11 protein-coding genes are annotated in these 12,020 nt (G+C 37.5%); 6 read left to right on the plus strand and 5 right to left on the minus strand.

Going from position 1 to position 12,020, the window contains the following annotated elements; genetic code table 11:
* Positions 1-108 precede the first annotated feature (108 nt).
* Both WG904_RS04745 and WG904_RS04750 read left to right on the plus strand, forming a co-directional pair.
* Positions 109-939, plus strand: coding sequence for an N-acetylmuramoyl-L-alanine amidase (locus WG904_RS04745; protein WP_339578143.1), 831 nt, complete (start codon positions 109-111; stop codon positions 937-939).
* A 264-nt stretch (positions 940-1,203) separates the two neighbouring features.
* Positions 1,204-2,280, plus strand: coding sequence for an IS110 family RNA-guided transposase (locus WG904_RS04750; RefSeq protein ID WP_339578144.1), 1,077 nt, complete (start codon positions 1,204-1,206; stop codon positions 2,278-2,280).
* Positions 2,281-2,545: 265 nt separating this feature from the next.
* Here WG904_RS04750 and WG904_RS04755 read toward each other — a convergent pair whose 3' ends face one another.
* From WG904_RS04755 to WG904_RS04775, 5 genes are all read right to left on the minus strand, one after another.
* Entirely contained in the window at positions 2,546-3,064 is a 519-nt protein-coding gene (locus WG904_RS04755) for an outer membrane beta-barrel protein (RefSeq protein WP_339578145.1), read from the minus strand.
* A 152-nt stretch (positions 3,065-3,216) separates the two neighbouring features.
* Positions 3,217-3,744, minus strand: coding sequence for a hypothetical protein (locus WG904_RS04760; RefSeq protein ID WP_339578146.1), 528 nt, complete (start codon positions 3,742-3,744; stop codon positions 3,217-3,219).
* A gap of 181 nt (positions 3,745-3,925) precedes the next feature.
* The gene (locus WG904_RS04765) at positions 3,926-4,420 is read right to left on the minus strand and encodes a hypothetical protein (RefSeq protein ID WP_339578147.1); all 495 of its coding nucleotides are present in this window, start codon (positions 4,418-4,420) and stop codon (positions 3,926-3,928) included.
* A 5-nt stretch (positions 4,421-4,425) separates the two neighbouring features.
* On the minus strand, positions 4,426-5,736 hold the full coding sequence (locus WG904_RS04770) for a hypothetical protein (protein WP_339578148.1): 1,311 nt from the start codon (positions 5,734-5,736) through the stop codon (positions 4,426-4,428).
* Positions 5,737-6,215: 479 nt separating this feature from the next.
* Entirely contained in the window at positions 6,216-7,874 is a 1,659-nt protein-coding gene (locus WG904_RS04775) for a glutamine--tRNA ligase/YqeY domain fusion protein (RefSeq protein ID WP_339578149.1), read from the minus strand.
* Positions 7,875-8,118: 244 nt separating this feature from the next.
* Here WG904_RS04775 and WG904_RS04780 point away from each other — a divergent pair, with 244 nt between their 5' ends.
* From WG904_RS04780 to WG904_RS04795, 4 genes are all read left to right on the plus strand, one after another.
* On the plus strand, positions 8,119-8,538 hold the full coding sequence (locus tag WG904_RS04780) for a cobalamin B12-binding domain-containing protein (protein ID WP_339578150.1): 420 nt from the start codon (positions 8,119-8,121) through the stop codon (positions 8,536-8,538).
* A gap of 1 nt (position 8,539) precedes the next feature.
* On the plus strand, positions 8,540-9,322 hold the full coding sequence (locus WG904_RS04785) for an enoyl-CoA hydratase/isomerase family protein (protein WP_339578612.1): 783 nt from the start codon (positions 8,540-8,542) through the stop codon (positions 9,320-9,322).
* 135 nt (positions 9,323-9,457) lie between these two features.
* Entirely contained in the window at positions 9,458-10,870 is a 1,413-nt protein-coding gene (locus WG904_RS04790; protein ID WP_339578151.1) for a sigma-54-dependent transcriptional regulator, read from the plus strand.
* Positions 10,871-10,953: 83 nt separating this feature from the next.
* Complete coding sequence (locus tag WG904_RS04795) at positions 10,954-12,006, plus strand: AI-2E family transporter (RefSeq protein ID WP_339578152.1); 1,053 nt, start codon at positions 10,954-10,956, stop codon at positions 12,004-12,006.
* The last annotated feature ends 14 nt before the right edge of the window (positions 12,007-12,020 follow it).

A 12,020-nucleotide genomic window follows, 5' to 3' on the forward strand; every position in this document is an offset into this window, starting at 1 on the left:
TCGGTAAAAATTGTATGGTGATCGTTCTATGTATCCTTTCAAAGCACTAAATTAGCAAAAAATATAGCTACAAATTAATTTATCTAATACCCACTTAAAATTTACATTGTGTATAAAAAACTAACATTTTCTGTTTACGTATTGTTTGCTTTTTCCGTACTATTTAGCGGCTGTTCTACATCGAAATACGCCGCTAGTGATAAAGAATATAAACGCATGGCGAAAGAATTTTCGAAAGTAATAAAAGCGTCACCTCCGGTTAATCAAACTATCGATTCGTTAAATAACGAGCAGTACTTTGTAGGTACGGTGAACATGAGCATGCGTAAGCCGAATTACGTAATTATACACCACACTGCCCAAGATTCTACAGCACAGACCTTAAAAACCTTCACCATAAAAAGACCTCAAACCAGTGCACATTATGTTATTGGCAGAGATGGGAAAGTATATCAAATGGTGAACGATTATTTACGTGCACAACATGCAGGCGTTGGGAAATGGGGCTCGGTAACCGATATGAATTCTTGCTCTATTGGCATAGAAATGGATAATAATGGCACCACCGATCCTTGGACAGATGCACAGATTAATAGTCTTTGCGCAGTGCTGGCTACCTTAAAAAAGAAATATAGTATACCGACCGCTAATTTTATCGGTCACGCCGATTATGCCCCAGGCCGTAAAAACGACCCGAAAAACTTCCCTTGGAAAACCTTGGCAAAAAGAGGTTTCGGTTTTTGGTACGATGATGTATTAACTATGCCTCCTGCCGATTTCGATACGGCTTTAGCTTTACGAATTATTGGCTATAATACAGCCAATTTAGGCAATGCGATAAATGCATTCAAAATTCATTTTACAGGAGGGAATAATGAGAAAACGTTGGATGAAACCGATAAGTTGATTTTGTTTAATTTGTATAAGAAATACTTATAACTTTCTTTTCCCTTGATGGAAAAGAAACAAAAGATCAAGGCTCATATCTTTATATTTATTAAGCAATCAGGAAAAGGGAGGTAGCTTGGATCAAGGCTAGACACGATAATTTAACAGATGTTGGTTCGCAGGACAACCCTTCCTTTTTTTACTTCTTAAAGTCTGAACAGTACCTATTGACCAAGCCTTAATGCCTGGATCAGCGATTAACATGAGCAAAGACTAAGAGTAGTTTTCTGGATTGCTAACCTAAATATTTTAGTTATGAGCAGCCTTAAGTATTCGGTAGGGATCGACGTATCCAAGAAAGATTTCCACTGCTGCCTGTCGATAATCGACACACAGCAGTCGGTCAAAGTAAAAGCTAGCCATCGGTTTACAAATTCATCTACAGGTTTCAAGCTGTTTATGGACTGGATAAATCGGGGTTTGAAAGAAGAGTTGCCTGTCTTCTTTGTAATGGAGGCTACAGGTGTTTACCATGAACAGCTTGCGTGGTTCCTTAGCGGGAAGGAACTTCCGGTAAGCATACTGCTGCCCAACAAAGCAAAGAAATATCTCCAAGCGAACGGTGCCAAGTCAAAAAACGATAAGATCGATGCCCAGGGGCTTGCACAGATTGGGGCTGAAAAAAGACTTGAGCTATGGATTCCACCGAGTAGACATTTGTACGACCTACGGTGCTGCACCCGCCAGCATCAGAACCTAACGGAAATGCAAACGGCAATAAGCAACCAGCTGGAGGCGATTCGCCATAGTCAGTTTCAGAACAAAGAGATTATCAAGCAGCTCGAAAAAACAATTAAACTGCTGCAAAAGCAGATCATAGAAATGGAAAAAGCCGTCGGCAAAATCACCAAGTCGGATGAGGTGCTGAATAGACATTTCGAGAACATTACGGCCATAAAGGGATTAGGATTACTATCCTTTAGTGTGATCGTAGCAGAAACGAATGGTTTTGCATTGTTCAAAGATGCAGCCGCACTTGTTAGCTATGCAGGATACGATGTCGTCGAAAATCAGTCAGGAAGCCACATAGGGCGGACCAAAATCTCGAAAAAAGGTAACTCAAGGATAAGGAGAATACTGCACATGCCTGCATTATGTGCCGTACGTGATGACCAGCCACAGTTCCGAAACCTATTCGAAAGGGTATATAAACGAACTGGAATAAAGATGAAGGGGTATGTAGCTGTACAGAAAAAGCTATTGGTGATGGTATATTACCTTTGGAAAAACAACCAGACCTATAATTCCAGATTTAACCAGCAGGAAAAAATAATAGCCCCAGAAAACTCCGGAGCTACACATGATAAAGTTCCACAGGGAAATTTTCACTAGTACAAATCTAAGGAAATATTTATTGAATTTTATTTGGTTTTAAAGACAGTACCTGCGAATCTTTAGTTCGGATAGTTTGTTAATTTTTTGCTTACCACAAGAGGGCCATTTCGCCTCAAGGGCTCCATTTGGCCGTCTTGTTAAATTGAGGTTTAGGTACAGAATAGGAGGCAAAATTAACTATTCTCCTTCCTTAAGCTTCGAGGCCCGATACTGGGCGCATATAGCATGATGCTTATTGGATAATGCTTAGTTTAGTTCAGGTCTAAAACTTAAACGTTAAGCCAACATTTAAGGTTCCGATACCATAACCGGCTTCGGCGAAGATGCCGATTTTTTCAGAGAAGAGATAGCGTGCGCCGGCATGCCCACCGTAGATTATACCACTACCCGAATCGGTTCCTGGAGGCAGTGCTCCGCCCGACCATTTTACTGAAGCTACGTTATAGCCTAAGATAGCGCCGAGATAAGGGTCTAATTTATCAACACCTAAATCGAAGTGATAAGATGCTCTAGCGGCGGTTAAAATATAGGTGTATTTAAAATCACCGAACCCAATAGGTACCGTTTCTGTGGCATAAGCCACGTAAGCACCTCCGCTAATTTTATCCGTAAAGCCATGTTCGTAGCTTAAACCTATCGGTGTACCAAAGCCACCACCAAGCCCAATGCCAACGTTTAATAATTTATCCCCTTTGTTATAGGTTTGTGCAAATGAAGAGGTAATACCCAGACCTGCTAGCACCACTGCTAAGGCCAATTTTTTTAAGTTTAAGTTCATCATAATTGTTTATTTTAATTGTCAAACAAAAATAATTTAGAGCCTAAAGGAATATGTACCGAGAAAACGGTATTTGCATATACGTGTTGGTACGGATATTTTGGAAATAAAAAATCCCCTTCCGTTAAGAAGAGGATATATGTGATGCTTATTCTTTACTCAAAGTTTATGCTTTTTATGATATCATCCAAGAGTAACTTTGCCTCACTTCTTTTCGTGGGATTAAAATCTAATACACCAAGTACAGAAGAATAACCAGAGCTATCTATCGCGGTAAAATTCAGTCTATTTTCTGCAGTATTTTCTGTAACCAATATTTTATATCCATGGTTAGTAATTATCCTAGAGGAATATGTTTTTAAATTTACGCTTAGTGCTCTCTCATCAATAGCCTTTTTTAACTTCTCCAAACCCCTCTTTTCAGCTGTATTCATTTTAACGCTAGTAAATATGATTCCATCTACTGTATAGATATTTCTATTTTTTAATCCTTCATATGCTGACAAATATTCTATTTTATTTTTCTTTGCGTATTCTTCAGCAGCAGTTTGGCCCACCTGCTCAATAACACCTTTAAAGGTAATTTCAACGCCATTATTTATTTTTTGGGTTTTTTGTGCCTTTAATATGGATGGAAGTATTGTTCCAGTTAGTAGAATCAATAGTTTTAGATTGTTTTTCACAATTATATTAACAAGGTTTATTAGAAATTGTTGTGCTTTGCTTTTGCAAAAGAACGAAAGAATTAGATCCAGGAGCGGCTTTTAAAATTGTAATTTTAGTGCCAAAAATTTCCATAAAATAAATCCTTCCCGAAATCGGGAAGGATTTGGCAACACACTTTATTATCTTAAGAGTTGCTTATCAATCAGAAAATTGCCATTCACCCAATGCACTTTCATATACGGAATAGGAATCGCTTTGTACTTGGTTTCTTAAACTAAATTCGTGCTTTCTATTTATATAAGTAAAATCAGTATAATAGATTCCAAACCAAGCCTTTGGCACTTTTTCTAAATATATTGGAATTAATTCATTAAGAGTGTTTGGATAATAACCTTTACTTCCTTTAAATTTTTCTAATCTCCCTATAATACGGTCTGCATTTTTTTTATTTCTAACTGATTGACAATTAAGAATTGCAAACATCCCAATAATACTAATTACAAAAGCAGGAAGTGCTAAAATTTGCACTCTCCTTTTTCTAATTATTCCGACTATAAAACACGCTATAAATGCGCATAAAAGAATAAAAGCAAATATTAATGCAGCTGGGAGGTTCTCACTATCTCCATGCCAATAGTTGATAACGAATACAGGGCTCAGTAATCCAATTATTATAATGATTATATATTTCATAATATTTAATGAGAAGAGTGAGGAAGTTTTGTATGTGCCTCAATTATATTTTTTTGGCTATTTGCAGATTTCTTGCAGAAACTCGCCTTTGCCTCGTTTCTTAATGTAGCTCCTGTTAAACCTGTAGTAGATTTATTTTTTGGAGCTAAACCATCAATAATATGAGGTATATATTCAAAATTGGGTGCGTCAGAAGGATCTTTAGGATTTAATTGATTGAAGAAATTGTGTATAGCAGAGTTAAAGTCCGCAGTTCCGTTTTTTAAAGATTGGCCATATGCCTTCCAAAACTCAATACCCGCAGCATTTGAGGGCATATCTTCATAGGAAAATGCAGATGCTGTTTGGCTGTTCAACATGCTTTGTATTAACTCTCCCGAAGCTGTATACGAATAAGCATAAGCTGGAGAATACTCTTCTGTTAAAGCAGCAGCATAAAAAAAGTGGTGCATATCTATCCAGCCATTATTTTCCGTATAGATGTATCTATCTACGAATGCCGAGCCAGGCGCATCAATTAGGTTATTATTTGCATCTCTTGTGTACATCCTGTTTGCATTGAAATAATTTTTTAAGCTTGTTAGCCTATCTTTAAAATTTAGAAAGTTGAAATTTTGTGTTTGGCCTATTAATTTATTTACTTCATTCTTTATAGAAGTCAGATTCCCTAATTGTCCCCATTTTGGTTCTAATGCCGCATCAGCATCAACCATTTCAGTTTCAGGTACGCAACTACAATCGTCACATTGATATTCAACAGGCACTGGTGGGTCTTCTGGGTCTGGGGTTTCTGGATTCTCCGGGTCACATAACCAAAAATTCTGGTGGTCATCACAATCAATCACTGGCTCTGGATCCGGCTCTGGATCCGGATCAGGTGTATAAACCTGCTCGCAATCCTCTCTAACAACTTCCATGGATCCACAAGTTTCAACTTCCGGATCACCATGAAGAACGCATACCTGTCCGTATACAGGTGTACATACTAAATCCCATCCCTTTACCCCAACCTCAATTCCTGCAATCTTTAACGTACCTTTTCCGGTTTTAGCATTCTTTTCACCAATATAATACTTATTTATGAACTTACCTTTTTCAAATCTTAAGATGAAAATCGGTTTTTCATCCTTTACGCTACTATATTCAATATATCCACTAAAATTATCCAACTTGTTTATTTGAGTCCTACTGGCATCAAAGTGATTTTGTTGTAGATAATCATAATCAGGCACGTACGTTAATTGAAGCTGGTGAAAGTTCTTACTTTTCGTTTTATAAATTAAAAGCCTTTTGAAAGAAGAGTTAGCTCTTATCAAATTAATTTTTTCATCTTGGGCCTTCCTTGCAAAATTATAAAGCCTAATTACTTTCTCATCGCTAGCAATCGGAACTTCGGTAAATTCATTATCTCCAGCTTTGCTGATGAACTGTTGATTCGCCCCATGGGTAGGCCCAATAGCTATTTTTATCCCACATTAATGGGGTCGCATTTTCAACTGGTATAGTAATTTTACCCCAACTATCTAATAAATTTTAAATTACTGATAGTACAACCAAACCAATTGTAATTCTCTTTAAGATTATTTTCCTCATATTATGATCAATCAATATTAATGATAAAATATTGCTTTTATTAACTAGGAAGAAAATTTAATCTATTATTAATATAAAAAATCCCTCCCGTAATCAGAAAGGATTGAATAAGTAAAGGATTAAACAATTTATATGGAGATTGCTTCGTGCCTCGCAATGACGCAAGGTTCTCTCGCAATAACGAAAACGTAGAAATCTACTGTTAAACCTTCGGCTTCCAGGCTTCTTTCAGACTTACTGTTCTATTAAAGACCAATCGGTCTTTTTCCGAATCCTTATCTACACAGAAATATCCTTTGCGGATAAATTGATAGGGCTGATGCTCAGTAACCGTGGCCAAATACGGTTCGATATAGGCATTTTTTATCACCTCCATACTCAAAGGATTTAAGTACTCTTTAAAATCCCCTTCCTCGCTATCTGGCGATTCTACCGTAAATAAACGATCGTATAAACGTACTTCGGCGGTTTTTGCATGTGCTGCACTTACCCAGTGAATGGTTCCTTTTACGTTAATTCCACTTGTATCTTCCCCACTTTTCGATTCAGGGATATAGGTGCAGTGTACTTCAGTAATTTCGCCATCTGGGCCTTTCTTAAAGTCGGTACATTGAACAATATAAGCATGCTTTAAGCGAACGGTTGCACCAGGCGCCAATCTGAACCATTTTTTAGCAGGTTCTTCCATAAAATCTTCGCGTTCTATCCAAAGTTCATTGCTGAATGGAATTTCTCGAGAACCACCTTTATCTTCTGCTTCTGGATTGTTCTCTCCCATTAGAATTTCTTCCTTCCCTACTTCGTAATTAGTTATGACCAATTTAATGGGGTCCAAAACTGCCATTACACGTGTAGCGCGTCTATTTAAATCTTCGCGAATACAAAACTCTAATAAACTAAGTTCGATTAGATTTTCTCTTTTGGCAATACCAATCCGCTCACAAAATTCTTTGATGCTCTCTGGGGTATAGCCTCTTCTACGCAAACCGCTGATGGTTGGCATGCGTGGATCGTCCCAACCACCGACTAAACCTTCATTAACCAATTGCAACAATTTGCGCTTGCTCATTACGGTATAGGTTAAATTTAACCGCGCAAATTCGTATTGTTTAGACGGGAAAATACCCAATTGGTCGATAAACCAATCGTACAATTCGCGATGCGATACATATTCTAACGTACAAATAGAGTGAGTGATATTTTCGATGCTATCGCTTTGTCCGTGGGCAAAATCATACATCGGATAAATGCACCAGGCATCGCCCGTGCGGTGATGATGTGCATGTTTAATGCGATAAATAATCGGATCGCGCATTAACATATTCGGACTAGCCAAATCGATTTTTGCACGTAAAATGCACGCTCCGTCTGGGAACTCCCCATTCTTCATGCTGGCAAACAAAGCCAAGTTTTCGGCAATGCTACGCTCGCGGTAGGCACTCGCAACTCCAGGTTCTGTTGGAGTACCTTTTTGTTCGGCAATTTCTTCGGCCGTGCTATGATCTACATAAGCTAAGCCTTTTTCGATTAAAGAAACGGCGAAAGTATGAAGTTGGTCAAAATAATCAGACGCATATAATTCATTCTTCCACTCAAAACCCAGCCAATGAATATCTTCTTGTTGGCTATTTACATATTCTGTTTTCTCGGTAACAGGATTGGTATCGTCGAAGCGTAAGTTTGTATATCCACCATATTTTTGGGTTAATCCAAAATTAAGGCATATGGCTTTAGCATGCCCAATGTGTAAATAACCATTAGGTTCTGGCGGAAAACGCGTAACTAAAGTTTCGTATTTACCAGTACTTAAATCATTCTCTATCAGCTCTTCTATAAAGTTTAATGATTTTTCTTCGCTCATATTAATTGTAGATTTTGAACACCAAAGTTAATAAATTAACCGAGTTTTTGAAGCAATTTCGAGCATTTAAGGCATTTAAACGCTGGGTAATAAAACGTGGGTAAAAATATTTACATTTACACCGTAATTACACCATTGGTTCATTGGTCAATAGTTCACCTGTGCAGGTCGTTTTAATCGAGCGAATCAATGCGTAACGAGGCAATGATATTAGTGAACCAATGACTAATGAACTAGTTAACTAATGAACAAAACACTCAAAAGACCAATCCGAGTTTTAGTGGCAAAAGTGGGCTTAGATGGGCACGATCGTGGCGCTAAGGTTATCGCTACTTCCTTGCGGGATGCAGGTATGGAGGTAATTTATACCGGACTTCGACAAACGCCAGAAATGGTGGTGAATACGGCCTTACAAGAAGATGTAGATGCTATTGGGATTTCTATTCTTTCTGGGGCTCATATGACGGTTTTTCCAAAAATTGTAGCCATCATGAAAGAAAAACAACTCAATGATGTGTTATTAACTGGTGGCGGAATTATTCCTGAACAAGACATGATTGCGCTTCAAAAAATAGGTGTAGGTAGTTTATTTGCTCCGGGAACGCCGATGGCCACCATAGTAACCTATATCGAAAACTGGGTGGTTGAACATAGAAATTTTTAATATGGTGTATCAAAATATACGATCCGAGTTAAAGGAAAATATCCTTTATGTAACGATTAATAGAGAAGCAAAATTAAATGCGTTAAACAAGGCAACGTTAGCCGAGTTGGCCGATGTAATTGCTTATTCAACTACAAATAGTGAGGTTAGAGGGGTGCTTTTAACAGGCGCTGGCGAAAAAGCTTTCGTGGCTGGGGCCGATATTTCTGAATTCCAAAACTACAGCTTAGCCGAGGGCAAAGAATTGGGCAGAAGTGGTCAGCACGACGTATTCGATGCCATTGCAAATTGCCCGAAGCCTTGGATCGCAGCTATTAATGGTTTCGCCTTAGGGGGTGGATTAGAATTAGCCATGGCTTGCCATATTCGTATTGCTTCTGAAAACGCGAAGCTCGGTTTACCTGAAGTAACGTTAGGCTTAATCCCGGGTTATGGCGGTACACAACGCCTTACACAATTGGTAGGTAAAGGAAGGGCCATGGAAATGATTACCACAGCCGATATGATCACAGCCGAAAAGGCTGCACAAATTGGTTTAGTTAATGAAGTTGTACCACAAGCCGAGCTCATCGGCAAAGCGGAAGCCATTTTAGGCAAGATTAAACAACGTGCACCTTTAGCTATTAAAAGTGCTATAAATGCCATTAATGCATCCTTGAATCCTGAAGTAAATGGCTTCGCTATTGAAATTGAAGAATTTGGAAATTGTTTTCAAACCGAAGATTTTAAAGAGGGGGTTTCTGCGTTTTTAGAAAAAAGAAAAGCCGTTTTTGGGGGAAAATAAATTTTATAATTATAAAATAAGGATTTAAGAAGGCTTAATTTTTCTTAGTTCCTTAACATTAAAAAGTGTAGAGAATATTGCCCATTCTAAATATTTATCTATATTTAACTATTATTATCGGTTACAGCTTTTATCATGAAGAAAATACTAATAGTAGATGATGAGGTAAACATTGGGCTTTTATTATCTAAATTCTTAACGCGAAACTCTTTTATTGTAGAAACCGCAACAAGCGGAACCTCGGCCATGGAATATCTGGCTAAGCAGCGATTTGATTTGGTATTGTGCGATTATCGACTAGAGGATACTGATGGAAAAGATATTTTAATCAAGATCAAGGAGAATTATCCCAAAACTGGTGTAATCATTATTACAGGTTATTCTGATATTAAATTAGCGGTAGAGCTTATTAAATTAGGTGCTTACGACTACATCACTAAGCCGCTTTACCCAGACGAGATTTTAAACACCATAAATAAAGCAATTGAAACTCAAATTGCTTTAAATGCAAGCGATTCAGAGCCTATTGCAACCGATGCTAAGAAAGATAAATCTGCAAAACAATTGATCGAAACCGACGAATTTGTAGTTGGTCAGAGTCAGGCCTCGAAAGATTTGATTAAACAAATTATGTTGGTAGCACCTACCAATTATAGCGTTATTTTAACTGGTGAAAGCGGAACAGGTAAAGAATCGGTAGCAAAAACCATTCATTTAAATAGTCCGAGGAAAGATAAACCTTTTGTTGCGATGGATTGTGGTTCGCTTACCAAAGAATTAGCTGGAAGTGAGTTTTTTGGTCATGAAAAAGGATCTTTTACTGGGGCATTATACACCAAAATTGGTCATTTCGAAATGGCAAACGGAGGCACATTATTTTTAGATGAAGTTGGAAATTTATCGTACGATATTCAGGCTGCCCTACTAAGAACTGTACAAGAACGGAAAATTAAACGCATTGGAAGCACTAAAGAAATTGATTTAGATGTACGAATTATCGTTGCAACGAACGAAAATTTAGGCGATTCTATTCAGAAAGGTCGATTCAGAGAGGATTTATACCACCGTTTCAATGAATTTTCAATTCATTTGCCTCCGATTCACAAAAGGGGAAGAGATATTATGGTGTTTGCACATACGTTCTTAAAAATTGCTAACGACGAACTCAACAGAAACGTTACCTCATTTTCGCCAGAGGTAGAAGAATGCTTTTTAACCTATAATTGGCCAGGTAATGTGCGTGAGTTAAAAAACGTAGTAAGAAGAGCAACTTTATTAACGGAGAACGAAGAAATTCAACTAAAAGCACTCCCATTAGAAATATCTACTTATGCAAAAGCTTTTGCTATTGAGGCTGCCGTAGAAAACACAATTGCTAAATCGAATAAACCACGCGATCTTAAAAATGCTGCCCTAGAGGCCGAATACGACACCATTTTAAACGTGTTGCGAGAAGTAAACTTCAACAAAACCAAAGCCGCCAAGCTTTTAAATATAGATCGAAAAACACTTTATAATAAAATGAAGGCGATTGACTTGGGGGAGTAAATTAGTTAATTTGCAAATTAACTAATTAGCTAAATAAGAAACTGGCAAACCTTTTGCTGCACCTTTACCTCTAATCGCTCTGCATGTCGATATTTAGTTATAAACAACGAAATAACATTAATCTGGTTATTATTATAGCCTTGGGGTGTGTTATTGCGTATTCGCTGCAAGGCATTTTTGGTTCTATTTTAAGTACGCTTGTGCTTTATACTATACTTCGTCCGGCTTACATTCAATTAGCTGAGGTAAAAAGATGGAACAAGAGTATTACCGCAATATTACTTTTATTTATTTCTTTGGTGGTGATTGTACTTCCCTTTTATGGGTTAAGCAGCATGGTGATATCGAAAATAAATGAACTGAATAGCGATCAAATTTATTTTACGAACCTCCTTAATAAAATAAAACATCTTTTCGATTTTAGTGAAAATGCTTCTCAAATGATAGAAGACGGTTTAAAAAAGGCGGGAACCTGGGCTACCGGCCTATTTCCGTCTCTAATTACAGGGGTGTTTAATATTGTTTTTGGACTGCTGTTAATGTACTTTTTATTATATTTTATGCTTATAGAAAGGGAATCGTTCGAAAACGCCCTCATAAAATATGCTCCCTTCAGAGAACAGAATGCCAAGCGTTTTGCCGAAGAAATGCGCAATACTACCTATGCAAACGTAGTGGGGCAAGGATTTATTGCAATAGTGCAGGGTTCGTTAGTAAGTTTATCATTTTATGTATTGGGCTATAACGACCCTATTTTTTGGGGGGTGATTACTACATTCATATCGTTTGTACCCATTTTAGGTCCTCCAGTAGTATTTGTGCCTGCTGCATTGCTTCAAATGGCCGATGGGAATACCTTCGGTGCATGGGCGATGTTAATCTTCGGTTTTGTGGTAATCATTAATATCGACAATGTACTCAGATTTATGATTGCTAAAAGAGTAGGAAATATTCATCCCATAATTACTGTAATTGGCGTGGTTATTGGTATTCCTTTATTTGGTATATTAGGACTGGTTTTTGGTCCGCTCTTATTTTCTTACTTCTTTTTATTGATCCGCATATACGAAACCAGTGCAAAAGCATCGGAAAGATTAGAAAGAATTAAAACAATTACGGAGCAAGAGGAGTTATAAATTATATTGTTAAA

Source organism: Pedobacter anseongensis (genome assembly GCF_037482965.1).
Lineage (GTDB): Bacteria > Bacteroidota > Bacteroidia > Sphingobacteriales > Sphingobacteriaceae > Pedobacter > Pedobacter anseongensis.